Source organism: Myxococcales bacterium (genome assembly GCA_016717005.1).
Taxonomy (GTDB): Bacteria; Myxococcota_A; Polyangia; order Haliangiales; family Haliangiaceae; genus UBA2376.
Map to the genome: position 1 here is coordinate 142,072 of JADJUF010000041.1, position 24,111 is coordinate 166,182.

General features: G+C 74.7%; 26 protein-coding genes. 13 read left to right on the forward strand and 13 right to left on the reverse strand.

Going from position 1 to position 24,111, the window contains the following annotated elements; translation table 11 throughout:
* Positions 1-476: 476 nt before the first annotated feature.
* From IPL61_37505 to IPL61_37530, 6 genes are all read left to right on the forward strand, one after another.
* Positions 477-2,273: a M4 family metallopeptidase gene (locus tag IPL61_37505; protein MBK9036890.1), complete on the forward strand. Its 1,797-nt coding sequence runs from the start codon at positions 477-479 to the stop codon at positions 2,271-2,273.
* Between the two features lie 44 nt (positions 2,274-2,317).
* Positions 2,318-2,629, forward strand: coding sequence for a TerB family tellurite resistance protein (locus IPL61_37510; protein ID MBK9036891.1), 312 nt, complete (start codon positions 2,318-2,320; stop codon positions 2,627-2,629).
* A 53-nt stretch (positions 2,630-2,682) separates the two neighbouring features.
* Positions 2,683-3,054 (forward strand): hypothetical protein, encoded by a 372-nt coding sequence (locus tag IPL61_37515; protein MBK9036892.1) that lies wholly within the window; start codon positions 2,683-2,685, stop codon positions 3,052-3,054.
* 314 nt (positions 3,055-3,368) lie between these two features.
* Positions 3,369-4,331, forward strand: coding sequence for a hypothetical protein (locus IPL61_37520; protein ID MBK9036893.1), 963 nt, complete (start codon positions 3,369-3,371; stop codon positions 4,329-4,331).
* A gap of 43 nt (positions 4,332-4,374) precedes the next feature.
* Positions 4,375-6,285 carry a serine/threonine protein kinase gene (locus tag IPL61_37525; protein ID MBK9036894.1) on the forward strand — a complete coding sequence of 637 codons (1,911 nt, stop codon included), beginning with the start codon at positions 4,375-4,377 and terminating at the stop codon, positions 6,283-6,285.
* Between the two features lie 80 nt (positions 6,286-6,365).
* Positions 6,366-6,884 carry an ACT domain-containing protein gene (locus IPL61_37530; protein ID MBK9036895.1) on the forward strand — a complete coding sequence of 173 codons (519 nt, stop codon included), beginning with the start codon at positions 6,366-6,368 and terminating at the stop codon, positions 6,882-6,884.
* A 39-nt stretch (positions 6,885-6,923) separates the two neighbouring features.
* On the opposite strand, the gene IPL61_37535 is transcribed toward IPL61_37530, so the two are convergent.
* From IPL61_37535 to IPL61_37570, 8 genes are all read right to left on the reverse strand, one after another.
* Entirely contained in the window at positions 6,924-7,433 is a 510-nt protein-coding gene (locus IPL61_37535) for an acyl-CoA thioesterase (protein MBK9036896.1), read from the reverse strand.
* Between the two features lie 190 nt (positions 7,434-7,623).
* Entirely contained in the window at positions 7,624-8,049 is a 426-nt protein-coding gene (locus IPL61_37540) for a hypothetical protein (protein MBK9036897.1), read from the reverse strand.
* Between the two features lie 509 nt (positions 8,050-8,558).
* The gene (locus IPL61_37545) at positions 8,559-8,840 is read right to left on the reverse strand and encodes a hypothetical protein (protein ID MBK9036898.1); all 282 of its coding nucleotides are present in this window, start codon (positions 8,838-8,840) and stop codon (positions 8,559-8,561) included.
* 29 nt (positions 8,841-8,869) lie between these two features.
* On the reverse strand, positions 8,870-10,732 hold the full coding sequence (locus IPL61_37550; GenBank protein MBK9036899.1) for a hypothetical protein: 1,863 nt from the start codon (positions 10,730-10,732) through the stop codon (positions 8,870-8,872).
* Between the two features lie 459 nt (positions 10,733-11,191).
* The gene (locus IPL61_37555; GenBank protein MBK9036900.1) at positions 11,192-11,611 is read right to left on the reverse strand and encodes a hypothetical protein; all 420 of its coding nucleotides are present in this window, start codon (positions 11,609-11,611) and stop codon (positions 11,192-11,194) included.
* A gap of 87 nt (positions 11,612-11,698) precedes the next feature.
* The gene (locus tag IPL61_37560; GenBank protein ID MBK9036901.1) at positions 11,699-12,427 is read right to left on the reverse strand and encodes a hypothetical protein; all 729 of its coding nucleotides are present in this window, start codon (positions 12,425-12,427) and stop codon (positions 11,699-11,701) included.
* Positions 12,428-12,491: 64 nt separating this feature from the next.
* Positions 12,492-13,532: a hypothetical protein gene (locus IPL61_37565; protein ID MBK9036902.1), complete on the reverse strand. Its 1,041-nt coding sequence runs from the start codon at positions 13,530-13,532 to the stop codon at positions 12,492-12,494.
* A 352-nt stretch (positions 13,533-13,884) separates the two neighbouring features.
* Positions 13,885-14,103 (reverse strand): hypothetical protein, encoded by a 219-nt coding sequence (locus IPL61_37570; GenBank protein MBK9036903.1) that lies wholly within the window; start codon positions 14,101-14,103, stop codon positions 13,885-13,887.
* Positions 14,104-14,205: 102 nt separating this feature from the next.
* Between IPL61_37570 and IPL61_37575 the strand changes: the two genes are divergently transcribed.
* Positions 14,206-16,632 (forward strand): 2OG-Fe(II) oxygenase, encoded by a 2,427-nt coding sequence (locus tag IPL61_37575; GenBank protein MBK9036904.1) that lies wholly within the window; start codon positions 14,206-14,208, stop codon positions 16,630-16,632.
* Here the strand turns inward: IPL61_37575 and IPL61_37580 are convergent.
* Positions 16,595-17,167, reverse strand: coding sequence for a Uma2 family endonuclease (locus tag IPL61_37580; protein ID MBK9036905.1), 573 nt, complete (start codon positions 17,165-17,167; stop codon positions 16,595-16,597). The genes IPL61_37575 and IPL61_37580 overlap by 38 nt on opposite strands.
* A 128-nt stretch (positions 17,168-17,295) precedes the next feature.
* Here IPL61_37580 and IPL61_37585 point away from each other — a divergent pair, with 128 nt between their 5' ends.
* Positions 17,296-17,682, forward strand: coding sequence for a hypothetical protein (locus IPL61_37585; protein MBK9036906.1), 387 nt, complete (start codon positions 17,296-17,298; stop codon positions 17,680-17,682).
* Here IPL61_37585 and IPL61_37590 read toward each other — a convergent pair.
* Together IPL61_37590 and IPL61_37595 are read right to left on the reverse strand one after the other, a co-directional pair.
* Positions 17,679-17,891 carry a hypothetical protein gene (locus IPL61_37590; protein MBK9036907.1) on the reverse strand — a complete coding sequence of 71 codons (213 nt, stop codon included), beginning with the start codon at positions 17,889-17,891 and terminating at the stop codon, positions 17,679-17,681. The genes IPL61_37585 and IPL61_37590 overlap by 4 nt on opposite strands.
* Positions 17,888-18,349 carry a hypothetical protein gene (locus IPL61_37595; protein ID MBK9036908.1) on the reverse strand — a complete coding sequence of 154 codons (462 nt, stop codon included), beginning with the start codon at positions 18,347-18,349 and terminating at the stop codon, positions 17,888-17,890. The genes IPL61_37590 and IPL61_37595 overlap by 4 nt, the downstream gene beginning before the upstream one ends.
* A gap of 14 nt (positions 18,350-18,363) precedes the next feature.
* Here IPL61_37595 and IPL61_37600 point away from each other — a divergent pair, with 14 nt between their 5' ends.
* A complete protein-coding gene (locus tag IPL61_37600) occupies positions 18,364-18,525 on the forward strand; it encodes a hypothetical protein (GenBank protein ID MBK9036909.1) in 162 nt (53 codons plus the stop codon).
* A gap of 216 nt (positions 18,526-18,741) precedes the next feature.
* Here IPL61_37600 and IPL61_37605 read toward each other — a convergent pair whose 3' ends face one another.
* Complete coding sequence (locus IPL61_37605) at positions 18,742-18,954, reverse strand: hypothetical protein (protein MBK9036910.1); 213 nt, start codon at positions 18,952-18,954, stop codon at positions 18,742-18,744.
* 288 nt (positions 18,955-19,242) lie between these two features.
* Here IPL61_37605 and IPL61_37610 point away from each other — a divergent pair, with 288 nt between their 5' ends.
* The 3 genes from IPL61_37610 (at position 19,243) to IPL61_37620 (ending at position 22,560) form a co-directional block, all read left to right on the forward strand.
* Positions 19,243-19,908 carry a hypothetical protein gene (locus IPL61_37610; protein MBK9036911.1) on the forward strand — a complete coding sequence of 222 codons (666 nt, stop codon included), beginning with the start codon at positions 19,243-19,245 and terminating at the stop codon, positions 19,906-19,908.
* Complete coding sequence (locus tag IPL61_37615; protein MBK9036912.1) at positions 19,895-21,181, forward strand: iron-containing alcohol dehydrogenase; 1,287 nt, start codon at positions 19,895-19,897, stop codon at positions 21,179-21,181. Before IPL61_37610 ends, IPL61_37615 begins: the two co-directional genes overlap by 14 nt.
* A 344-nt stretch (positions 21,182-21,525) precedes the next feature.
* On the forward strand, positions 21,526-22,560 hold the full coding sequence (locus tag IPL61_37620) for a VWA domain-containing protein (protein MBK9036913.1): 1,035 nt from the start codon (positions 21,526-21,528) through the stop codon (positions 22,558-22,560).
* Here IPL61_37620 and IPL61_37625 read toward each other — a convergent pair.
* Entirely contained in the window at positions 22,476-23,198 is a 723-nt protein-coding gene (locus IPL61_37625) for a hypothetical protein (GenBank protein ID MBK9036914.1), read from the reverse strand. The genes IPL61_37620 and IPL61_37625 overlap by 85 nt on opposite strands.
* An 87-nt stretch (positions 23,199-23,285) precedes the next feature.
* Between IPL61_37625 and IPL61_37630 the strand changes: the two genes are divergently transcribed.
* Positions 23,286-24,029, forward strand: a complete 744-nt coding sequence (locus tag IPL61_37630) for a hypothetical protein (GenBank protein MBK9036915.1) — start codon at positions 23,286-23,288, stop codon at positions 24,027-24,029.
* Positions 24,030-24,111: the final 82 nt, after the last annotated feature.

Consider the following 24,111-nt stretch of genomic DNA (forward strand, 5'->3'; position numbering starts at 1 on the left):
CGTCCGATGCGGAACGGCGCGACGCGACCCGGGTGCTGGACGCCTATCGCGAGCACGTCGCCGCGTGGATGGAGCGGCTGGCGGGCCGCGGCGCGGCGGGCCGTGACGCGGCGGCTCACGCCCGGGCCGCGATGGAGACGCTCGACCTCGACCGCGCCGATGCCGAGGCGGCGTCTGACGAGCTCGGCGCGACCGAGGCTCGCCTCGCCGAGCGAGCCGCCCAGCTCGACCTCGCCCGGTCACGGTCGCGGCGAGCGCTGGACGTGCTCGACGGCGAGCGACGCTGGCGCCAGCGCTCCGACCGCTTGCTCCGCCGCGCCCTGGCCTGGGCGCGGGCCCCCCAGGGGTGCTGCCCACGGTCGTCAACCTGGGCGCGCCGACGGAGAACGTCGGTTCACGGGCCGGCGGAACCTGCTGAGTCCTCGAAGATCGCATGCAACTTCCGGCTGGCTCGGCTCTTGAAGTTGGGACGGTCCATGCGCCGATCGACCGTCGTCCCGCTGCTCGCCTCCGCCCTGCTCGCCGGCTGCGTCGACGCCGAGCCCCCGGCCGCGACCCGCGCCGCTGGCCTGGCCGCGCTGCCCGACGCCACCCGCGCGGCGTTCGCCGCGGCCGGCGCGACCGAGGTCGAGCTGGGCAGCGACCAGCGGCCGCTGCTGGTGCGCTTCGCCGGCGGGCCCGCGGGTGACCTGGCGCTCGCGACCGTCGCGCCGCTGTTCGGCGTCTCCGCCGACGAGCTGGCGCTGACGTCGACCCAGGACGACGCGCTGGGGATGCGCCACCAGCGCTTCCAGCAGTTCCACGACGGCCTGCCGGTGATCGGCGCCGAGCTGTCGCTGCACCACGACCGCCGCGGCCAGGTGGTCGCCGCGGTGTCGACCCTGCGCGAGGTCGCGCGGGCGGCGCCGATCGCGGTCGCCGAGGACGCGGCCGAGGCCGTCGCCGCCGCCGGCTACCCGACCCTGCGCCAGCGCAGCGCCGCCGCCGACGGCCTCGCGTACGTGGTCGACCGCGCCGGCGTCGCGCGCCGCGCCCGGGTGATCTGGGTCCGCGGCCAGGCGCCGCGCCAGCCGGTGGTCGATCAGGTGTTCGTCGACGCCGCCACCGGCGAGGTGATCGCGGTCCACCCGCAGATCCACACCGCCCAGAGCCGCCGCACGTTCTCGGCCGGCAACACCCAGGTCCTCCCCGGCACGCTCCGGCTGTCCGAGAACCAGACCACCAGCGGCGACACGACCCTCGACACGCTCCACGCCAACGTCGCCAAGGCCTACCGGTGCGCGATGACCCAGTTCGGGCGCGACGGCTTCGACGGCGCCGGCGCCACGATCACCAGCTCGGGCCACTACGACACCGCGCTGGTCAACGCGTTCTGGGACGGCGCGCAGCTGTCGTTCGGTGACGGCGACGGCCAGCTCTCGGCGCCGCTGGTGGCGTCGGACATCGTCGCCCACGAGTTCGCCCACGCGATCACCGAGCACACCTCGGGGCTGGTCTACGAGCGCGAGTCGGGCGCGCTCAACGAGGCGATGAGCGACGTCTTCTCGTCGATCTGCGACATCCGCGAGACCGGCGCGGTGACCACCACGGCGTGGCTGATCGGCGAGTCGGTGTGGACGCCGGCGACCCCCGGCGACGCGCTCCGCTACATGGCCAACCCGGCCCAGGATCAGTACTCGAAGGACCACACCCGCGTGATGACCGCGTGCACGACGCCGACCGAGGACAACGACTACTGCTACGTCCACGGCAACTCGGGCCTGCCCAACCTGGCGTTCAAGCTGCTCGTCACCGGCGGCACGCACCCGCGCGCCGGCATGGCCGGCATCCCGACGACGGTGCAGGTGCCGGCGCTGGGGATCGATCGCGCCCAGGCGGTGCTGTACCGGGCGTGGACCACGTACTTCAACCAGACCACCAACTTCGTGGGCGCCCGGGCCGCGTTCAAGCAGGCCGCGCTCGAGCTCTACCCCGACGAGCCCGGCACCCTGGCCGCGGTCGAGCTGGCCTGGTACGCGGTCGGCGTCGGCGCGGCCATCGCCAACCTGCCGACCGGCATCGGCGATCCCAACCCGGCGGCCCAGCCCGGCCCCGACCCGACCGACCCGACCCAGCCCGGCCCCGACCCGACCGACCCGACCGACCCGACCGACCCGACCGACCGACCCGACGTCATCACCGGCGGCTGCAGCACCGGCGGCGCGCCCGGCGGCCTCGCGACGCTCGCGCTGCTCGGCCTGTGCGCCCTGGGCCGCCGCCGGCGCGCGACCTGAGCCGGCGCGTCGCACCTCGACGGCGGGCGCGCTATCGTCCGCCGATGCACCCCAACGTCGCGACGTGCCTGCTGGTCTCGAAGGTGCTGGTCGCCGACGGGATGGTGACCGACGCCGAGCGCGGCTTCCTCGCCGACCTGATGACCCGCCTCGAGCTCACCGACGCCGAGCGCCAGGGCGTGATCGACCTCGACGGCTGGGACGAGGCCGACGCGATCGTCGCGGCGATGCCGCGCGAGGAGCGCCAGGCGATCATCGAGCTCCTGGTCGACGCGGCCGGCGCCGACGGCACGCTCGCGGCGCTCGAGCACGCGACCGTCGCCCGGCTGACGGCGGCCCTGCGGCTCCACGCCTGAGCGCGCCGCACGCCGGCGTGGCGCCGGCCGCGGGTCCGTGAAACTGTCGCGGCGTGCCTCCGCCGCCGCCGTGGTCCCTGGTCTACGCCGACGGCGCCGCCAACGTCTATCGGTTCGAGGCGACCGCCGACGAGGTCGAGTTCGCGTACGAGCCGGTCACGCCAACCGAGAGCTCGACCGGGCGCTACAGCGGCGGCGCGCCGCGCCAGGAGCGCCTGCGCGCGGACGACCTCCGGCTCGCGGCGCTGTGGCGCGCGGTCGACGCGGCCGTGGCCGATCGCGCGCACCACGCGCCCGCGCGGATCAAGGGCGACGGCGCGATCACGGTCGTCACCGCCGCCGGCACGCGCCAGGTCCTGGTCGTGCGCGCCGCGACCCGCGCGCTCGAGGCGCTGCTCGAGCAGAGGTTCCGGCCCGCACCGTGACGGGCCCGCGCGGTCACCGCTTCGCGCGCGCCCCCGGACCGAACCGGCCGGGCGCGCCCAGGACACCGACCGCTTTGACGTGCCTGCTGCGACGCCACTCAAACCGGTCGGGGTCCTAGTACCTCGCCGCAATGAATTTGACCGGTTGAGGACGCCGATCCATCGCCGATCGCTGCGTTGAACCTCCTCGAGTTCCAGCGAGGAGCCCGTCGTCGGTTCGCCTTGCGCTCGGCGCGCCTCGACGCCCGCAACCGGTCAGATCCACTGCGGCGAGGTACTAGGCGGCGGCCGCAGCGGCGGTCTACGCTGGGGCGATGCAGCTACCGCGCTTCGCGTTCGTGCTCGCCGCCGTGAGCGTGGGGTGTCCCGGGCCCCCAGCCCCGCCGCCCGCGCCGGTCCGGACCGCGCTGGTCACCCGCGCCGAGCCGACGCCGGACCCGGCCGCGCCGCCGCCGACGACGCCCGGCACGTCCCCGGCCGAGAAGTTCGCCGCCGGCGACCTCGTGTTCGGCGCCTACACCATCCACGACGCCGCGCGCTGCGACCTCGCGAGCTGGGACGCGACCGCGGCGGCGCTCGGCCTCGGGAGCGCGCGCGTGCTCGATCGCGACCTCACGATCGACGACACCGACGTCACGGTCGGCGCCATGGCCGACGGCGTCGTCGGCGATCTCACGCCGATCATGACCGCGCTGCGGGACGCCGGCGGCAGCGACATCGACGGCCACCACGTCTGCGTCGTGCCCGCGACCGGGGTCGGGGTCGCGCTGTCGACGTCCAACGGCTTCATCGCGTTCGAGCCGGCGGCGATCATCCAGATCAACGAGCTCGTGCCCGACGCCGAGCGCAGCATGTACAGCGTCGTCGTCGTGTTCGCGCACGAGTTCGCGCACCAGCTCCAGTACTGGTACGGCAACCCGTTCGAGGGCGACAAGAGCATGCGGCGGACCGAGCTGGCGGCCGACTGCATGGGCTCGGCCTTCGTCGCGATGACCCAGCCCAGCGGGTGGATCATGGAGCAGGTCCACAAGGGCGTCGTCGGCGCGCTCCAGGCCTACGCCGATCTCAAGTTCAAGAGCGTCATGCACCACGGCACCCGCGTCGATCGCGCGCGGCTCGCCCACGCCGGCGTCGAGCTGGTGACCTCGCGGCGAGCCAAGCAGCAGCCGCTCGATCTCGCCACGATCAAGCGCGCGTGCGACGCCGCGGTCACCGACTGGGACGCGTCGCTGCCGCTGACACCGCCGGACCAGCTCTGGGGTGGCACCGAGCCGTGACCGGGCCCGCGACGCCCGCACCGGTTCCGCTACACTCGCCGCGGTGAGCGATCCGGACCGGCCCCTCGATCCCACGTTGGTGCGTGAGCTCGCCGCGTGGCTCGAGCCCGCGGCCCGCGGCCAGGACGACACCGTCGCCGCCGACCCGCGCTCGACGATCCTGCCGACGCTGGTGCGCACGACCGGCAGCGCCGCGACCGCCGAGGCGCTCCTGACCCAGCTCGCCGGCGACGCCGCCACCGACGGCCTCCTCGGCCACGGCACGACGATCGGCGAGGGCGGGATGGGCGTCGTGCGCGTGGCCGAGCAGCTGGCGCTGGGCCGGACGGTCGCGGTCAAGACCCTCAAGCCCGGCCGCCGCGATCCGACCGCCGCGCTCGATCTGCTGCGCGAGGCCTGGGTGACCGGCGCGCTCGAGCACCCCAGCATCGTCCCGGTCCACACGATCCATCGCGACGACGACGGCCTGCCCGCGATCGTGATGAAGCGCATCGAGGGTGTCGACTGGAGCGAGCTGTGCGACGACGCCGACGCGGTGGCCGCGCGGTTCGGCGCCACCGATCTGCTGCAGTGGAACCTCGAGATCTTGATCGCGGTGCTGCACGCGCTCCGGTTCGCGCACAGCCGCGGGATCGTCCACCGCGACCTGAAGCCGTCGAACGTGATGATCGGCGAGTTCGGCGAGGTGTACCTGCTCGACTGGGGCCTGGCGGTCACCGTCGGCGACGACCGGGGCGGTCGGCTGCCGCGCGCCGCCGACGCCACCGCGCTGGCCGGGACCCCGTGCTACATGGCGCCCGAGATGCTCGGCCCCGAGCACGGCGGGCCGCTGACCGAGCGCACCGACGTCTACCTGGCGGGCGCGGTGCTGTTCGAGCTGGTCACCGGCGCGCCGCCCCACGCGGGCGACTCCGCGGCCGAGGTGATCGCCAGCGTGCTGTCGTCGCGGCCGACCCTGCCCGACGACGCGCCGACCGCGCTGGCCCAGATCTGCGCCCGCGCGATGGCCCCCGATCCGGCCGATCGCTACCCCAGCATCGACGAGCTGCAGCGCGCGCTGATCGCGTTCCTGCGCCACCGCGGCGCCGCCCGGCTGACCGCGCTGGCCCACCGCCAGCTCGACGAGCTGACCGACGAGGTCGGCCGCACCGCCGGCGACCTGGCCGGGCAGCGCGAGCGGGTCCACCGCCTGCTCGGCGCGTGCCGGTTCGGGTTCCACGAGGCGCTCGTCGCCTGGCCCGACAACGCCGAGGCGACCGACGGCGTCGAGCGCGCCACCGCGGCGGTCGCCGAGTTCGAGCTGGCCGCCGGCGATCCACGCGCGGCGCTGGCGCTCCTGGCCGAGCTGCCCGCGCCGCCGGTCGAGCTGCTCGCCCGGGCCCGGGCCGCGCTGGCCGAGGCCGAGCGCCGCCAGGCCGCGCTCGAGGAGTTCAGCCGCCTGCACGATCGCGCCATCGGCACGCGCACGCGCATGTTCATCAGCGGGGTGCTGGGCGTGGTGTTCATCTCGGCCACCGTGGCCATGGCCGTGGCCGACGGCGACGTGCCGATGCACACGCACCGCGGTGGCGCGCTCTACTCGGCGGGCATCCTCGTGCTGGTCGCCGCGCTCGCGTTGTGGGCGCGCGAGTCGACGATGAAGACCCGGGTGAACCAGCGCGTGGTCGCGACGACCCTGTGCATGTTCGTGGCCCAGATCGGGCTGTTCGCGGCCGGCGAACGCCTCGGCATCCCGCTGGGCGCGGTCGAGGTGCTGATGCTGCTGGTCTGGGCCCTGACCCTGACCTCGGTGGTGATCGGCATCGACGCCGGCATCTGGCCGACCCTGGCGGTGAGCGCGCTCGCGTTCGTCGCCGCGCTGATCTGGCCCGGCGCCCGCTACGTGGCGATGGCCGTCACCACGATCGCGTTCACCGTCAACGCCGTCGCGCTGTGGCGGCCGCGCGCGGCCTGACCGTGGGTCACCCGAACGGGTGACCGTCCGCCGCACCGCCAGCCGTGGTCATCGGCGGCGACGCGTGCGAAGGTCCGGGCATGCGCAAGACCTTCGTCCTGACCGCGCTCGGCCCCGACCGCACGGGCCTGGTCGAGTCCCTGGCCGCGGCCATCGCGACCGCCGGCGGCAACTGGGAGGACAGCCGGATGGCCCGGCTCGCCGGCCAGTTCGCGGGCATCCTCCAGGTCTCGATCGAGCCCGATCGCACCGACGAGCTCGTCGCCGCGCTGCGGGCGCTCGACCAGGTCGGCCTGCAGGTGACCGTCGCCGCGGCCGACGACGCCGCCAGCGCCGTGCCCGACGGCACCCGCGTCCACCTCGAGCTCACCGGCACCGATCGGCCCGGCATCGTCCGCGACGTCTCGCGGATCCTGGCCGGCCTCGGGGTCAACGTCGAGCAGATCGAGTCCGGCGTCGCGAGCGCGCCGATGTCGGGCGAGGCGATGTTCGTCGCCAACGCCCGGCTGTGGGTGCCCTCCCAGCTCGGCCTGAGCGACCTGCGCGCGCAGCTCGAGGCCCTCGCCAGCGAGCTGATGGTCGACCTCGCGCCCGCGTGACCCGGCGCGGCCGCGGTCGTCCAGCGTGGGGGCGCGCCGCTACGGCGCCAGGCCGTCGACCAGGCGGCAGCGCTCGGTGGCCAGGCGTGGCAGCTCGGCCGCGACCGTCAGCGCCATGCGGGTGTTGTCGAGCTCGTCGAGGTAGCGCGCGCGCAGCTCGCGGCGCTTGATGGCCTCGAGGAACCGGCGCAGATCGTCGCGGGTCTCGAGCTCGAGCCCCGGCACCTCCGCCGGCCGGCCGTCGCCGTCCTTCGCCACCATCGTGAAGTACGAGGTGTTGGTGTGACGGATGACGCCGGTCGCGACGTCCTCGGCGTCGACGTGGATGCCGATCACCATCGAGGTCCGCCCGACGTAGTTGACCGACGCGCGCAAGGACACCAGCTCGCCGACCTCGACCGGCGCCCGGAAGTCGACGCCGTCGACGCTGACCGTCACGCAGTAGCGCCCGGCGTGCTTGGCCGCGCAGGCGTACGCGACCTTGTCCATCAACCCCAGGATGATGCCGCCGTGGATCTTGCCGCCGAAGTTGGCGTAGGCCGGGATCATCATCTCGGCCATCGTCGTGCACGATCGGCTGACCGGCCGGAACTCCACGCCAGGGCGCTCGGACATGACGCGAGCATCGCGCGGATCGGAGCCGGGCGCCGCGGCTCGGGGCCGAGCGTGGCGGCGTCAGGGCCTCGGCCGACCCGATCGGGTGCGCGGTCACGGCGCCGCGCGGGGCGACGGCACGGCGTCACCGCTCCGGTTCGCCCACCGTCGCCGCCGCGCTCGCCAGCGGCGCGCGGGCGGCTCCGCCCGACGGCACCGCGGTCCCGCCGTGCCCGCCCGAGCCCGCCTGGAATACGTCGTCGCACTCGACCGGCGACTCCAGCGCGTCGGCGCCGGTGCCCAGATCGACCGGGAACAGCACCGCGCAGCTGAACTCGCGGAGCTGCTGCATGCACCGCCCGTAGCGCGGCCCCACCCGCTCGACCGCGCCGCACGGGATCTGCGCCTGCAGCTCCTGCACGCACTCGTCCGCGACCACGCCGCTGACACACTCGGCCGCGCGGTCGCACACGACCTCCAGCAGCGCGTCGCACTGCTCGACCGGCGAGTCGCCGTCGCCGCCGCACCCGCTCACCACCATCGCCGCCACCAGCATCCACTTCGCGCTCATCGCACCCTCCCTCGTCTCCTCACCCGCACGCGCGTCGCGATCGGTCGAGACCACCCCGCCGCCGCCGCACGCCCACGCACCGTGTAGCAGCGCCGCCCGGCCCCGTCCAGCGCCGGTCGTCCTCGGCCCCGCCCACGCCGCGGCGATCCCGCTTTGCCCGATCTCACCAAGCTGACCGTCACGCTTCAGGGCGGGGCAGGCGGCGCTGGCGCAGGCGGGCGGAGTACTAACCTCTACTGGATTCTTGGCGGCGGTGCGGCGCCGCTAAGAAGCGTCAGACGGGTTTCTCCAGCCAATACGACCACCCAGGCAACGCACACCTGTCCGCCGGGCGCGCCGGGCGCGCCTGGTGACGCGGGAGTGCCAGGGGAGTGCAGGGCATTGTGCGTGCGCGCGTGGCGCAGTCAGGCAGAGCATTGCTAGGGCTGTCGATGTCGCAAGATGTCGCGCTCATCTCCTCCGTGTTCAGCGTCATTTGAAGGCGGTGCTTGTCGTGCACGGCCGCTGCATCACTCGTCCGCCTCCGCCTCCCCGTCCTGCTCGGCCGCGTCCTGCTCGACCGCATGCTGCTCGACCACATCCCGCAGCCCTCGCCGCAACGACTCCAGCTGCTCCTGCAGCTGCCGCACGTACTCGTCGTAGCCCGGGCCGAGCACCGTCGGATTCACCGCGACCACCGCGTACCGGCACCCGCAGCGATTGCAGGTCCCCTGCTCGCCGACCTGCACGTCGGCCGGCGGCTGCGGGACGACCGCGTGCTTTCCCATCACGACACCAGGGCACTTCACCATCGGAGCCTCCTGCGCGAGCGGTCGAACGATCAGAGCACGCCCGGCGCGAAGCCGAGCATCAGGAACGCGCCGACCTGGACCTTCTGGGTCGACACGTCGTCGACCGTCAGCGCGGCGTTGCTGGGGAGCCCGAGGTCGATCGGCTGGAACTTCGACTGCCCCTCCGGGATCTTCGGCACGCCGATCTGGAACCAGTGGAGCCCCGCCACCAGCTCCAGCCCCGACGAGTGGCGCAGGCCCAGCCCGGTCAGGATGTTGTTCGACGAGCCCGCCGGGGCGCTGAACGGATAGCCCACCACCGCCCCGAGGCCCCAGTCGATCCACGAGTTCGCCGTGATGTGCAGCGCGGTCCCCAGCCCGAAGTCGTACGAGGTCGACTCGCCCACCAGCTTGCGCGACGCCGGCGTCGTCCCGGCGGCCGGCGTCGTCGACTCGACCACGCGATCCATGCAGCCCCAGAGGCAGCCGGTGGCGACCGGCCCGACGAACACCGCGAGCCGCTCGATGCCCTTGATCGGGAACTTGTAGGACGCGACCTCGTTGCGGCTCCCCCCCTTGGCGACCGTCCCGACCCCGAGGTCGATGGTGCCGGGGTGCAGCGTCATCACGCCGAAGCTGAAGCTGCCGTCCAGGAGCGTCCGCGTGTTGACGGTCGTCAACGCTGCTTCGAAGGCGGGCGCGAACTGGGCGAAGCCCTCGTCGAACGGGCGCGCCGCGTCGGTGAGCTTGGTGAGGCTGGCGCGCGCGGCCTCGAGCGACGCGCGCAGCGTCGCGTCGGTGACGAGCTCGGTGGCGATCTGCAGGTTGCGCTGGCACCGCGTCGCGTCCTTGCGGATGTTGTGCGCCCAGACCATGGCGTAGAACGTGCGCGCCTCGAGCGACGCGGTCGCGAATCCCTTCTTGGTGATCTCATCGAGCAGCGCGCCGGTACGCTCCTGGAAGAGCGTCTTCTCCTTCTTGCCGAGCAGGTACGTCGCGATGTCGGTCGAGGTGACGTCGAGCCTCGCCATGAGCTTCGGCATGTCGAGGTTCGCCGGCGCGAACGCCTCGGCCCACTTCTTCGAGGCGATCGGCGCGTTGTCGAACGAGGCGCCGTCGCACCAGTCGACGACGTGCCGCGCGATCGCCGCGTCGTCCGCCGCCTTGGCGCGCAGGTAGTCGAGCACGCTGGGCGTGAACTCGATCAGGCGCGGCGGCGGGCGTCCGATGCTCGGCTCGCGCGTCGGCGTCAGATCGGTCGTGAACGACGAGGCCGCCACCAGGCCCCCGCCGGGCCTGAGGTGTCGCGCGAAGAGGACGTCGTTGCCGGGGCGCGCCGGCGCGTCCGCCGCAGGGACCAGGCGATCGGCGAGCGCCGCCGCGATCTCGGGGGCGCGCTCGCCCACCTGCGTGGCGGCGGTGTCCAGGATGTCCGCGAACGCCGAGCCGGCCTTGCCCGAGGCGCTGAGCTTGGCCAGGTTCGCGGCGCGCGTGAGGACCTGCGCGAACAGCGCCTTGACCTGCTCGGGCGAGGCCTCACGGGAGAACTCCGAGACTCGGAGATCGTACTCGTCGCCGCTCTTCACGTCGTGGAGGTAGACGGTCATCGTCGACGGTACGTGGAGCGGCTGCGCGGCGGCGGCGCCACAGGACCAGTCGTTGGTCGCCCCCGTCCCGGGGGCGCGGTCGTCGGCGGTCGCGTCCGCTGGCTTGTCCTGCTTGGCCTGCGTGTCCTGCGTGTCCTGCGTGGGCTTCTTCGCGACGGTGGCAGGGACCGCCTCGTCGCTGACCTGGCGATAGCAGAGCTCGTTGCGCGCCGGGTCCTGTGGATGGACGTGCAGTGCGTACTGGGTTGCCGCCGGCTGCCAGCAGCCGCACAACGTCACGAGTGCGATGGCCGCGAGAGTCTTCATGTGCCTTCTCCATCAGCGACGCGCCCAAGGCACCGTCGCCCGTGTTTCGAGACGCGACCCTGCGCGCAGGCACCCCCCGATGCGCTGCGACTCGACGCCTTCACGCTGCCCGACTGCGCGACTTCCCGCAATCACCCCAATCGGGTGACTCCGGTGACTCCGGGCTCGCGTCGGGCGGGGGCGGCGTGCGCGATCGACGTCCATGGCGCACTTACGCTGGAACCTGTGCGCCATGATCCCGACGTTCCCGGCGCCGTGCTGGCGCGGGTCCGGTGTCCACTCGGGACGACGGCGACGGCGCGCGTGTCCCGCCCACTGGACACCTTCGCCGAGCCCGACACGCTCGCCCGCCTGGCCGCGCTGCCGTCCGCTCCACGCGCCTCGACGTCGACGCCCTCGGCGCGGTAGGTCGAGAGCGCGCGCTCGGGGGCGGGCTCAGCGCGCCGCGACGGCAGCCACCTACCCGAAGATGCCGCCGAGGATGATCGCGATGACCACGAACGCGACGATCGAGCCGATCGTCGCCGCTGGATTCGCGCCGCCCCCCTCGTTCTCCTCGTCCGGGTTCGGGTCCATCCGCCAGGGGGACACGCCCGCGGCGGTCGGCGGCAGAACCTGGGACGCCACCCGCTCGATCGCCCGGCGGGCCTCGGTGCGCTGCAGCAGACCTTGCGTCAGCCCGAGGTGCGCGTCGGCGCCGCGCTTCGCCGTCCCCGACTCCTTGATGAGGTCGCGCGCGTGCTGCTGGATGATCGCCAGCTCGGACGGCATGCGATCGAGCGCCGCGCCGACCGCCGCGAGCAGCTGGGTGAGGCGCCCTGCTGCGCCGAACTGGTCCGGGCGCCACGGCGGCACCCAGACGGGGCCGAGCCCGGGCACGATGATCCATCCGCCGCCGTCGACGAGAGAGGGGAACCGCTAGCTTGATGAAACACGGAGATCTCCTTTGGTGGTGAGCGCCTCAGATCAGAGGCGTTGCTTCGGGACGCACGTCTTGATCTCGCCGTCGGGAACCCACGAGACGCCGACGTTGCGATCGGCGTTGAACCAGAAGTCGACGTACGGATCGCAGACCAGCTGCGCCTTGAACTGGAACGGGTCGCCCGTCGTGTAGGTCCCCTCCGTGTACCAAGGCGGGAAGACCGAGTAGCGGCGCCATCGCACGCTGACGCCCGGGAACGAGAACCATGCGACGTAGCTGCCCAGCAGCGCGGAGGCGTAGAGCACCTTCGTCCAGGTATGCGCCGGGCAGTACGCGCCGCCGATGGCGGCGTTGGCCGATGGCGGACCTGCCGGCGGCGGCGCGGCCCCGACCGTGTGGCCCTCGGTCGGGACCGCCAGCGCGGCCCACCGTTCGGCGCGGTGTCGCGCGTGGGCCGCCGCGACGCCCGTGAACGCGCGCAGGGCGAGGTCGTGCAGCGTCTCCATCGGGAACAGCTCGTCTGGCAGCACGGCCTCGAGCTCCGCGCGCGTGAAGCGGAGGCCGTGCCCCGCGAAGATGGCGTCGTCTCCGTGGGCGTCGCGAAACAGCGCGGCGCACAGCACCCCGCGTGTGCGGACCGGGAACGTCAGGTCGCCCAGCGAGCGCAGCGCGGCGATGCAACCGGCCAGCTCGGGCGCGGCGGTTGCCAGCAGGCCGAGGTCGGCGAGCTCGAGATGTTCGACAACGTTCGACGAGCGTGAGGGGGGCAGCATGTCTCTCCTTGGCGCCGCGTGGGAGCGGGCTGGCTGGGGGCAGCGGCGAGCGCCGCCCGACTCGTCAATCCGGTGCGCGGTCGCAGTCGGCGCGTCGCATGCACATGCCGGTCTTGCGGCAGCACGGCTTGTCCGCCGTGCAGGTGCCCGCGCATCCAGGGGGATCGTTCACGCACCGGCCGCGCCGGCAGGTCGTGCCGCTCTCGCACTCGGTCCCGCAGGCGCCGCAGTTCTGGTTGTCCGTGCGGATGTCGGCGCAGCGGCCGTCGCAGAACGAGTAGCCCGCCTTCGTACAAACGCACAGCGTCGCGACGTCGAGGTCGCACGTCGTGTCCGCCGGGCACGTCTTGGCGCACGAGCCACAGTGCTCGTTCGTGTCGGGCGTCACGCACGCGTCGCCGCACGGGATCGTCCCAGGCGGGCACGCGCAGGCGCCGTCGATGCACGCCTCCCCCGGGCGGCGGCACGTCGTGCATGCAGGGCCGCAGTGGTCGACGGTGTTGGGGACGACGCATTGTCCGCAGTCGATCTTCGCTGGGTCATCGCACGTGCACTGGTTGTCGACGCACTCCGCGTCGGGCGGACAGCCCCGGCAGCCCGCGCCGCACTGCTCGTTCGACGGGGGCGCGCAGGCGTTGCCACAGACATTCGTCCCGGCGGGACAGCCGGTGCAGCCGCCGTTCGCGCAGACCTCGGCTGCGCCGCAGGTGTCGCAAGTGCCGTACCCGGCGGTCACGATCGGGACGCCGTTGACAGTGATGTTGACGCCGCTGCCCAAGGCCCCGCAGTGCATCCGATCATCGCGCGCGGGGCACGCGCCGTCCGCGCACGGCGAGCAGACGCTGCCGCAACGCCCAGCCGGGCAGCGCGGCTGACAGGAGAACCCGACGCACTCCTGGCCGCCGGGACAGCCGCAGATGCCGCCGCAGCCATCGCCGGTGCCGCAGCCGAAGCACGACGGGACGCAGGGCGGCGGTGGCTCGTCCTGGTCCTTGTGGCCGCTGCACGCCCAGGCGGACAGCGCGAACAGCAGCGCGAGACGCCAGCCGTGCCCGATGGCGCAGATGTGCGTGCGTCGATCGAGCCACGCGGGGGGCGTTCGCATGCCGGGTCGCGACTGCAACTCGCGGACCGGCGACCGGCGCGCCCCTGCTGGTGGCGCGGCGAGCCTCGCGTCCAGTCGGCTGGATCGCGGGCGGCCGCGTGTCCATGAAAGCAGACGTGCGATGCCGGACGGTGACGGCTATTCGGCGCACGGCCGCGAGGTCGCGTCGCGGCCGGCGTCGAAGCGCAGCGAGGACGGCGGGCCGATCCGGACGCCGTTGCCGCCCGGGCCGCCGCGCGGCCCGCGCGACGACTGGCGGCGCTGGCTGCCCGAACTCGGCGCCTATCGAGGCGTCGCCGGTGCGCGCCCGTGCTCCGCGTTCACCACCACCACCACCACCACCGTCATCATCTCACCGGGCGCGCAGCTCCGCGATCACGTCGGCGGCAGGACGAAAGCGGCCGGCGCTGATGGCCGCGAAGCCGCGCCGTAGCGCCTCGTTCAGGGCCTCCGCGTCGCTCATCTCGTCGTCGTCGTCGGCGAGACACACCTCGAACTCGCCGTCGGGCATCCCGGCCGGTGCCTCGCCGACGATCCGTCCGTACTCGACGCGCACGCGCAGGGCCTTCATCGTCTGAGCGTACCGGCGGGCCGGGGGGCGCCAACGGGTTCCTGGGTAGCCCTCCGCTCCCCTCCGTCACCCCCTCGTGGCAGCGTCGATCGCCTCCCCGTCATGACCGCCACGCCCGCCGCCCCGCCGCTGCATCAGATCGCCGACGTGCTCGGCTCCGTCGCGCGCCCCGGGGCGTTCGCGGCCCGGCGGACCGGCGCCGCGGCCGACCTGCACATCACCGTCGCTGGCGTCGGGCCGGTGGCGCTGCCGCTCACCGCGGCGGCCGCGCGGCGGCTGATCGCCGCGGCGACGCCGGCGCGCTACGGGCGCCGCGAGCAGACGCTGCTCGACCCGGCGGTGCGCGACACCTGGGAGCTGCCCGCCAGCGCGATCACGATCGCCCCCGAGCGCTGGCAGCCGGCGCTGGCCGCGCAGCTCGCGAAAGTCGCGCGCGAGCTGGACCTGGCGCCGGGCCTGGCGCTCGCGGCCGAGCTGCACAACCTGCTGGTCTACGAGCCCGGACAGCACTTCGCGGTCCACCAGGACTCGGAGAAGGCGCCGCGGATGATCGGCACGCTGGTGGTGCTGTTGCCGTCCGAGTCGCGCGGCGGCGGCCTGGTCATCCGCCACGGCGGCGAGACCCGGCGCTACCGCGGCTCGCCGAGCGCGCCGACGTTCGTGGCGTTCTACGCCGACTGCCACCACGAGGTGCGGCCGGTGACCGCCGGCTATCGCGCCGCGCTGACGTTCAACCTGATCGCCGTCGGCGAGGCCGACGCCGCCGACGTCGGCGACGTGATCGCACGCCTCGACGCCGCGCTCGCCGCGCACTTCGCGACCCCGCGGCCCGCGCGGTGGGGCGCGGCCAGCCTCGGCCCGCCGGATCGGCTGGTCTACCTGCTCGACCACCAGTACACCGCTGCCGGGCTCGCCTGGGCCGATCTCAAGGCCGCCGACGCCCGGCGCGCGGCGCTCCTGCGCGCGGTCGCGACGCGGCGCGACTGCGCGATCGCGCTGGGGCTGGCCGACGTCCACGAGGTGTGGTCGTGCGAGGACGAGTACTGGCGGTCGCGATCGCGGCGCTGGGACGACGTCGACCTCGACGACGAGGCGCCCGCCGACGACCAGCTGCGGGTCGACGGCCACACGCTGGTCGACCTGTGCAGCTCGGACCTCGAGCTGCACCACGCGATCGACGGCGACGGTCGGCCGGTCCGCGGCGTCGCGGCCGCGGTCGAGGGTGACGAGCTGTGCGAGACCCGGCCGTCGCTCGAGCTGACCCCGTATCGATCGGAGCACGAGGGCTACACCGGCAACGCCGGCAACTCGGTCGAGCGCTGGTACCACCGCGCCGCGATCGTCGTCTGGCCGCGCAGCCGAGAGTTCGTGCTGCTGGCCAGGGCGCGGCCAGCGGCGGCGCTGGCCGCGATCGGCGCGCTGGTGCGCCGCGGCAAGCAGGCCGAGGCGTGCGCGCGGATCGACGAGCTGCGGCCGTTCTGGGACCACACCGTGCGGTCGGTCGCGAACAGCGCGCGGACGGCGGCGGGGACCACCACCAGCAACGAGACGCGGCGGATCGGCGAGCGCGCCCTCGCCGTGGCGGCGCGGCTCGACGACGCCGACCGCGCGGCGGCGCTCGTGGCCCCGCTCGAGCACGGGTGTCTCCGGCTGGCCAGCGCGCCGGCGATCGGCGAGATCGTCGCGCGCCACGGCGCGGCGTGGCTGGCCGCGCAGGTCGCGCGCTGGGCGGCGCGCGATCGGATCGAGGCGCGGACCGCGGTCCTGGCGCAGGCGCCGCCGCTCTTGGCCCGGGTCGCCGCGACGGCCGGGCCCGTCGGCGGCGCGTGGGTCGGCGCGCTCGCCCGCGACGAGTGGTCGCGGCTGCGCGAGCACCTCGCGCGGATCCAGGCGGGCCCGACACCGCGGGTGATCGCCGCGGCGCTCGAGGAGCTGGCGCCGACGATCGCGGCGCTGCTCGCGGCCGCCCGGCTGGGCGACGACGCGGCGCTGGCGGCCGCGCTGCTCGCGGACCTCGCGCCCGACACCGGCTACCCGATCACCGCGGCGGTCGCGGTCGTGCGCGCCGGCCAGGCGAAGCCCGCCGGGCTACGCCGCGATCCCGGGCTGGCCGCGCTCGCGGTGGCGTGCGCCGACGAGCTGCGGCGTCGGCTCGCGGCGCCCGCGCGGCCCAGCGACGACTGGTCGATCACCGCGCCGATCCGCTGCGCGTGCGCGCTGTGCCCGACGCTGCGCGGGTTCGCCGCCGCGCGCGACCAGACCACGCGCGCCTGGCCCCTGGCCGAGGCCGGGCGATCGCACGTCGCGCACACCATCGCCAGCCACGAGCTGCCGATCCGCGCGACGGTCCGGCGCGTCGGCAGCCCCTACACGCTGGAGCTGGCCAAGACCCGGGCGCTGTTCACCGCCGAGCACGCGCTCCGCGAGCGCTGGCGCGCCGAGCTCGCGTGGCTCGAGGACGCGGCGGCGCCGCGCAAGCGCCCCACCGGCGTCACAGCACGACGTCGGCCCACAGGCTCGCGAGCGTGAGCTCGATGGCGTCGAACGGCTCGGCGCGGACCGTCGCGTCGCCGCGGTGGACGGCGACGATCAGCCACTGCGCGCCCTCGCGGCGCAGCACCTCGAGCGTGCGCTGGAGCGGATCGACCAGCCAGACGTGCGGCACACCTTCGCGGGCGTAGATCGGCAGCTTCTGCGCCCGGTCGGTCGCGGCGGTGGACGGCGACAGCACCTCGCACACCCAGTCCGGGGCGAGCGTGAAGTACGGCGCGTCGTTCGCCAGCACCGGCAGGCGGGCCCGGCGCCACCCGGCCAGATCGGGCACCAGGACGTCGCCGCCGACGTGCAGCTCGGGCTCGTCGAGGATGATCCAGCCACCGGGGCCACCGCGACCGCGGCGAAACGGCGGGCCGAGCTCGTCGTTGAGCGCGGCGATCGCCGCGGCATGCGGCTTGGCCGGCCGCGGCGAGACGTGCAGCTCGCCATCGATGAGCTCGCCGACCTGATGCGGCGGCACCGCCTGCAGATCGTCGTAGCTGGCTCGGCGTCGAACCGGCGCGACCATGCGGTCAGGCTAGCACGCGCTGACGCGCGGCCGCCGGCCGATCGTCAGCGCCCCACGGCGCTGCGACGTCGGCGAGCAGGAGGTCCTGGCACGCCTGATCGCGCGATCCCGCGGCGCCCGGCCGCCCCGTGGGCCCAGATTTCGCGATACTACCGGCGACGACGATGAGCGCATCGACGGAGACGGCGAGGTTCGGCACCAGCGCGGCGGTGCGGCGACACCTGGTGGAGGCGCTGCGCGCCGATCTGATCGGGCCGTTCTTCCCCGACGATCCGGCGGCGCTGGAGGTCTGGGACCTGGCGCCGTCGAAGCGCTACCTGTACGGCTTCCTGGTGCCGCGGGTGAAGGGCGAGCCCGACGACGACGATGACGACGAGCCGGAGCTGGCGGACGACGAGGCGGCGGAGGCCGGCAACGACCCCGGCGACGGCGGGCAGGACGATCGTGACCGGGTACAGGCGGCGGAGCTTCCTCGCCCGGATCACGGGCCGGTCGTGTCCCGGGCGGACGCCTAGCCTTCATCGCCCAGGCGCCGTCGCACCACCACGCGCTCCATCGGTCGATCGGGATCGCCGAGGCGCTCGATCCACATGCGCCGCAGCGCCTCCACTTCCAAGATCCGCGCCTCGAGCGGCTGGGCCAGCCAGTACGCCAGCGAGTCGCTGTCGTCATCGTCGTCGAGGCGCTTGCGCTGGACGACCGGCGCGATCGTGCGGACCGTCACCGCGGACCTCGCTCGAGCTTCGCGACGTCGGCGAGGTCCTGGGGCCGGCCCGAGGCGCGCTTGTTGGCGATGAGCGACGCGCGATCGAGGATCGGCACCGGCGTGCCACCGAAGGTCGCGATGATGCGGGCGGGATACGCGTCGACGAAGGTGAGCCCGGTGACGCTGGTCAGCAGGTCGACCCGCCCGGGCTCGCGGCCGAGCTGCACGACGACGCCGAGCGCCTCGAAGTCGGCCGCGGTCAGCCCGAGGCTGGCGAAGCCGAACGCCTCGAGGGCCGCGACGAGTCGGGCGGCGTTGTCCGGGGTCGGCTCGACCCAGATGTCCAGGTCCTTGGTGTAGCGAGGGTGCCCGTGGGCCGCCACGGCGTAGCCACCGACGATCAGGAACCTGACGTCGTGCTCGGCGAGGAGCCGGAGCAGCTCCTGGAAGTCGCGGGCGAGGGCTTCCACGGACATGATCGTAGCACCGCGTGCGACCGGCGACCGGCGACGGACGCCGCACCGTCGTCGGCGACGAGGCCCGGTCGGCGCCGGTCCTGGTGCCGGTTCCGAGCGGCGAGCGCCTGTTCATCAACTACCACGAGGGCCACGACGACCACGGCCACGACGACGACAACCACGACGAAGACTGACCAGCGCCGCGTCGGACCGCCGACCAGGTCGGCGGCTCACGCGCGGGTCGCGTCGCCCGGCGCCGCGTCCGGAGCCCACCACCACCAGGGGCCGGCCGGGATCTGCGGCGGGACCTCGTCGGGGCGCACCCCCGGCGCGGTCGGGGTCGTGGCGTCGTAGCGCCACTCGAAGCGCTCCGGCGTGGTCGTCGGCGATTGTCAGTCGATCGACCGGCGCTACGGCTCCTCCATCGGGCAGTAGTCGCGGTCGACCACGCAGGCCCGGCAGTCGAGCTCGCACCGCTCCTGGTTGCCGCCCGGGCACAGCGCGTCGGCGCCGCAGGTGGTCTTGCAGAACTCGGGGCGGGCGGGGTCGCCGCACAGCGGGCCGGGGATGGGCGTCGGCTCGGTGCACGCGAGCACCGACGACAGGGACAGGGATAACAGCACGACGAGCGAACGCATCTGGACACACCTGCGTGGTTGGTTGCCCGGTCTATCGACCAGCGCGGGCCGCGGTTGCGTGCGATCTGCGATCGCGCCCGCCGGCGCCCGGCCGCGACCACGCGCGGCCCGGTGTATGCGGGGTCCGATGCGCCGTGGCACGCGACGGTGTCCGCGACGCCTGCGACGCGTGCCCGCAGATCGCCGGCCCGCTGCGCCCGTCCCCTCGCGAGCAGCGGGAGCGCGGTCCCGAAGCCGATGGTGTCCGGCGCCCCACCGCGGCACAATCGGGCCATGGACTTCGTGTTCATGCTGACGCGGGCGGATCAGACGGTCGCCGACGGCCTCGCGGTCCTCGACGACGTCCGCGACGTCGGCCTGACGCACATCGGGTTCAAGGACGTGGGCGTCGAGCCCGCGGTGCTCGACGCGCTCCACCGTCGGATCAAGGACCTGGGCGCGACCAGCTACCTCGAGGTGGTCAGCACGACGCCCGAGGCGTGCCTGGCGTCGGCGCGGGCGGCGCGGGCGATCGGCGTCGATCGCCTGCTCGGCGGCACCGACGTCGAGGCGGTGCTGGCCATCCTGGCCGGGAGCGACGTCGCGTACCTGCCGTTCCCGGGCCGCCCGACCGGCCACCCCACCCGCCTGGGCGGCGGGCCCGACGACGTCGCGCGCGACTGCGCCCGGTTTCGCGCGCTCGGCTGCGCCGGCGTCGACCTCCTGGCCTACCGCGCGACCGAGGCCGATCCGCTGGCGCTGGTCCGCGCCGCGCGCCGCGCCACCGACGGCGTGCTGCTCGTGGCCGGCGGCATCGGGCGCCCCGACCAGATCGCCGCGCTCGCCGCGGCCGGCGTCGACGCGTTCACCGTCGGCTCGGCGGTGTTCGACGGCTCGTTCGCGCCCCAGGCCGGATCGCTGCGCTCGCAGCTCGGGGCCGTGCTCGATGCCGCCCGCTGACCCGCTCGCGCGCTTGCTCGCCGGCCAGTATCCCGATCCCGACACCGGCGCGCTGCTGCGGGCCGAGGCGGCGGCGGTCGAGATCGCCGAGCGCCTCGACGGCGCCGAGGCCGAGCTGGTGGCCGGGCTCGGGTTCGGCCCGCGCCTGCTCGTGCTCGCGGACGTCGACACCGCCGCCGCGCTGGGCCAGCGGGTCGCGCGCGCCCTGGCGGCGCGGTTCACGGTGCAATCGATCGTCCTGGACCGCGCGCCCCGCACCGACGCCGAGACCGTCGCGCGCCTGCTGGCCATGGTCGAGCCGCGGGTCGACGCGATCGTCGCGGTCGGCGCCGGCACGATCAACGACCTCGCCAAGCTGGTCGCCCACGCGCGCGGGCTCCCGCAGGCGGTGTTCGCGACCGCGCCGTCGATGAACGGGTTCACCTCGGTGAGCGCGTCGGTGCTCCAGGGCGGGATCAAGCGCTCGGTCCGGACCGCGACCCCACGCGGCGCGTTCTTCGATCTCCGCGTGCTCGCGGCCGCGCCGCCGCGCCTGATCCAGGCCGGCCTCGGCGACAGCGCCTGTCGCTCGACCGCGCAGGTCGACTGGCTGCTGGCGCACCTGGTGCGCGACCGCCCCTACCGCGCGGCGCCGTTCGCGCTGCTCGCCACCGACGAGGCCGCGCTCCTGGCCGAGCCCGGCGCGCTCGTGGCCGGCGACGTCGCGGCGCTGCGGCACCTGGTCCGCACGCTGGTGCTGTCGGGCTTCGGCATGACGATCTGCGGCGGCAGCTACCCCGCCAGCCAGGGCGAGCACCTGCTCGCGCACTACGTCGAGATGAAGGGCCCGCGGGCGACGACCCTGCACGGCGAGGAGGTCGGCGTGTGCGCGGTGGCGATGGCCGAGCTGCAGGGCGCCATGCTCGCGCGCGACGCGCCGCCGACGATCTACCCCAGCGCGGTCACCGAGGCCGACGTGGTCGCGCACTTCGGCCCGGCGGTGGGCGCGGCCTGCTGGCGCGAGCTGGCGCCCAAGCTGCTCGATCGCGCCGGCGCCGACGCCGCCAACGCCCGGCTCGCGCAGACCTGGGCGAGCGTCCACGACCGCCTCGCCGCCGTCGCGCTCGGACCGGAGCGGCTGCGCGCGGTCCTCGAGGCCGCCGGCGCGCCGGTCACGCCGGCCGCGCTGGGGTGGTCGGCGGGGCTCTACGCCGACGCCCGCCGGCACGCGCGCGCGATCCGCGACCGCTACACGTTCCTGGACCTCGCGGCCGACGCGGCCTTCACCTGGTGACGCCGGGGCGCCGGGGCGACGCCGGGGGCCCGGTCGCGGGCGCGCCTGGTGACGCCGCCCCGCCCGGTCGCGGGCGCGCCTGGTGACGCCGCCCCGCCCGGTCGCGGGCGCGCCTGGTGACGCCGCCCCGCCCGGTCGCGGGCGCGCCTGGTGACGCCGCCCCGCCCGGTCGCTGGCGCGCCTGGTGACGCCGGGGCGCGCGGCTGGCGACCGCCGTGGCCGGTGGCCGGACGGATGCCGGACGGGCGTGTCCGGTAACCGGACAAGGTGTCCGGGCGACGTCGACAAGTAGCGAGAACGACGGGCGCGCCCCGGCTGGCGCGGGCCTTGCTGTAGTCGGCGCCATGCGAACCTCGGTGATGGGTGTGGCGATGGTGATCGCGGCGATGAGCCGCGCGGTGGCGGCCGATCCGTCGGTGTGCGAGCCGCCGACCGCGCTGGTCGTGCTGGACCGGTCGAGCTCGATGACCGGGGCGGTCACGCCCGGCGGCGACAGCAAGTGGTCCGCGGCGCGGGCCGCGCTCGACCAGATGCTCAGCGCGTACGATCAGGCGATCGCGTTCGGCCTGGTGACGTTCCCGTACCCGGACGCGTGCGGCGCCGGACGGCTCGAGGTGCCCCCGGGGCTGGGCCAGCGCGGCGCCATCGGCATGGCGCTGACCGCGCCGCCGCCGGCGCTCGGCAACTGGACGCCGCTGGGCGAGACGCTCATGGCGGTAGCCGAGCCGGCCCAGATCGGCGGCTACCACCCCGACTACGTCGTCGTGATCACCGACGGCTTCCAGTGGTGCGATCCGTACGATCCCGCGCAGCGGGAGCTGCCGCGGGCCGCGGTCAAGCGGCTGCGCGATCACGGCATCCGCACGTTCGTGGTCGGGTTCGGGGGCGGCGTCGACGAGGACGCGCTGGCGGCGATGGCGCAGCTCGGCGGCACCGCGCCGCTGGACTGCGATCCGACCGGGGCCGATCCAGCCCGGCCCCGATGCTACCACCAGGCCGACGACGCCGCCGCGCTGGCCGACGCGCTGATGGCGATCGCCGCGCACGCGTCGAGCGAGTCGTGCGATGGCCGCGACAACGACTGCGACGGCGTGGTCGACGACGGCGCGCCGTGCGCGGCCGGGCAGCGCTGCACCGACGGCGCGTGCGTCGACCTGCCCGCGCCCGGGCCCGACGCGGGCGTGGCTGGCGCCGACGCGGGGCTCGACGACGGCGCGCCGGCCGGCGGGTGCGGCTGCGCCAGCGCCGGCGCCGGTGACGCCGGGCTGGGCCTCGCGCTGGTCGTGGCCTGGGCTCAGGCCCGCCGACGACGCCGCGGCAGCATCAGGCCGACGCCGACCACCAGCGCCAGCCCGGCCGGCGCCCCGCCGCTGCCCTGACAACCACAGCCCGAGGTCAGCTCGGCCGGGGCGGTGCCGCCGTCGGGATCGCCGGGGTTGGCGCCGCCGTCGGGATCGCCCGGGCCGGCGTCGACGAGCGGGTCCGTGGCCGAGATCACCAGATCGACGCACGCGAAGTAGATGTCGTTCGACAGCTCGTCGATCGTGTACGGCGGCTTGTCGGTCATCATCTGGATCAGCTGCAGCGTGCAGTTGGTGCACTCGGTCATCGGCAGCGTGATGTCGCGCGTCGTCGCCGACCCGTTCGGGATCCGATCCTCGATGATCAGGCTGCCGGACCCGCCGGGATCCATCATCCCGGTCAGGTTCTCGGTCGGGTAGCCAGCCGGCGTGCCGGCGGCGACGCCGGGCGGGATGCGGAACGTGTCGCTGTTGGCGTTGAACGAGATCCGCAGCCAGCCCGGGTGCGGGACGTACTCGTTCCACACCAGGTGCAGCACCGCGCCGGGGCGATAGGTCTGGACGTTGGCGCGGGGCGAGCCCGTGACGCCGCAGTGGCGCGCCTTGAGATCGACGCTCGAGCGCGGCGTCGGCGACATGATCCGGACGTGGGCCGCGGCGGTGCCGGCGACGAGCAATGACAGCGTGGCGGCGGCGAGGGCGGCGGTACGGCGCATCTCGGCATTGCATCAGGAACTGGCGCCCGACGCCAGCCGCAAACGGTGAGCGTGGCGACGGCGTGGCGCCCGTGCCAACCTCGGCCCATGTCCAGGTTCGTCGCCGTCTCGCTCGTCGCTGCGCTGTGCGCGCTCGGTCCGACCGCCCCGGCCAACGCCAAGTGCGCCCGGGTGCTGCTGGCGCCGCAGGTGCTCACCCACGCCGCCGATCCGATCCCGCGCGGCGGCGGCGTGCTGGTCGGCTACACCAGCACCACCGACGACGGCGCCGAGCAGTTCGAGGGCCACGACCCCGCCGTCAACGACGACTGGGTGCTGGTCGTCGGCAAGCGCAAGCTGCGGCCGCGCATCGAGGTGCTGGCCCCGGGCCTGGCGGTCTACCGGCCGGGGGTGATCCGCGGCGCCCGCCTGGCCACGCTGGCGCTCCGCGACGGCGCCGGCCGGAAGCTGGCCGGGTTCACCGCCAGCACGCGCCCCACGCCCGGCCTCGCGACGGCCCCGACCGGCGCCACGATCACGTCGGTGTCGAGCCAGAGCAACCGCGGCCGCGACACCCGCACGCTGACGACGGTGACGGTGACCCTCGCCGCCGCGGCGCCGGCCGGCGCGGTCGCGCTGATCGCGTACGCCGGCGGCGCGCAGTCGGCGCCGATCGCCTGGGGCCGGGTCGCCGCTGGCGCGACGGCGATCGAGATCTACGACAGCCCCGGCCGCTGCGGCAGCGAGCCCGACGGGCTCCGCGCGCCGGCGCCGGGCGACACGATCGCCCTGACCTGGGTCGACGGCTTCGGCCAGCGCTCGCCGCGCTCGGCGCCGATCATCGTGAAGTAGCCGCCCGCGGCGACGCGCACGGCAGCTCGCGGGTCAGCCCGCTCGCGGCGACGCGCACGGCAGCTCGCGGGTCAGCTCGCGG

What these genes read in the sequence shown, in the direction of transcription:
- IPL61_37575 (MBK9036904.1), top strand. Translation starts at nt 14,206, where the DNA reads ATGACCGCCACGCCCGCCGCCCCGCCGCTGCATCAGATCGCCGACGTG.
- IPL61_37625 (MBK9036914.1), bottom strand. Translation starts at nt 23,198, where the DNA reads ATGCGCCGTACCGCCGCCCTCGCCGCCGCCACGCTGTCATTGCTCGTC.
- IPL61_37545 (MBK9036898.1), bottom strand. Translation starts at nt 8,840, where the DNA reads ATGGTGAAGTGCCCTGGTGTCGTGATGGGAAAGCACGCGGTCGTCCCG.
- IPL61_37510 (MBK9036891.1), top strand. Translation starts at nt 2,318, where the DNA reads ATGCACCCCAACGTCGCGACGTGCCTGCTGGTCTCGAAGGTGCTGGTC.
- IPL61_37560 (MBK9036901.1), bottom strand. Translation starts at nt 12,427, where the DNA reads ATGCTGCCCCCCTCACGCTCGTCGAACGTTGTCGAACATCTCGAGCTC.
- IPL61_37630 (MBK9036915.1), top strand. Translation starts at nt 23,286, where the DNA reads ATGTCCAGGTTCGTCGCCGTCTCGCTCGTCGCTGCGCTGTGCGCGCTC.
- IPL61_37570 (MBK9036903.1), bottom strand. Translation starts at nt 14,103, where the DNA reads ATGAAGGCCCTGCGCGTGCGCGTCGAGTACGGACGGATCGTCGGCGAG.
- IPL61_37540 (MBK9036897.1), bottom strand. Translation starts at nt 8,049, where the DNA reads ATGAGCGCGAAGTGGATGCTGGTGGCGGCGATGGTGGTGAGCGGGTGC.
- IPL61_37550 (MBK9036899.1), bottom strand. Translation starts at nt 10,732, where the DNA reads ATGAAGACTCTCGCGGCCATCGCACTCGTGACGTTGTGCGGCTGCTGG.
- IPL61_37610 (MBK9036911.1), top strand. Translation starts at nt 19,243, where the DNA reads ATGGACTTCGTGTTCATGCTGACGCGGGCGGATCAGACGGTCGCCGAC.
- IPL61_37595 (MBK9036908.1), bottom strand. Translation starts at nt 18,349, where the DNA reads ATGTCCGTGGAAGCCCTCGCCCGCGACTTCCAGGAGCTGCTCCGGCTC.
- IPL61_37580 (MBK9036905.1), bottom strand. Translation starts at nt 17,167, where the DNA reads ATGGTCGCGCCGGTTCGACGCCGAGCCAGCTACGACGATCTGCAGGCG.
- IPL61_37565 (MBK9036902.1), bottom strand. Translation starts at nt 13,532, where the DNA reads ATGCGAACGCCCCCCGCGTGGCTCGATCGACGCACGCACATCTGCGCC.
- IPL61_37620 (MBK9036913.1), top strand. Translation starts at nt 21,526, where the DNA reads ATGCGAACCTCGGTGATGGGTGTGGCGATGGTGATCGCGGCGATGAGC.
- IPL61_37530 (MBK9036895.1), top strand. Translation starts at nt 6,366, where the DNA reads ATGCGCAAGACCTTCGTCCTGACCGCGCTCGGCCCCGACCGCACGGGC.
- IPL61_37535 (MBK9036896.1), bottom strand. Translation starts at nt 7,433, where the DNA reads ATGATCCCGGCCTACGCCAACTTCGGCGGCAAGATCCACGGCGGCATC.
- IPL61_37520 (MBK9036893.1), top strand. Translation starts at nt 3,369, where the DNA reads ATGCAGCTACCGCGCTTCGCGTTCGTGCTCGCCGCCGTGAGCGTGGGG.
- IPL61_37505 (MBK9036890.1), top strand. Translation starts at nt 477, where the DNA reads ATGCGCCGATCGACCGTCGTCCCGCTGCTCGCCTCCGCCCTGCTCGCC.
- IPL61_37615 (MBK9036912.1), top strand. Translation starts at nt 19,895, where the DNA reads ATGCCGCCCGCTGACCCGCTCGCGCGCTTGCTCGCCGGCCAGTATCCC.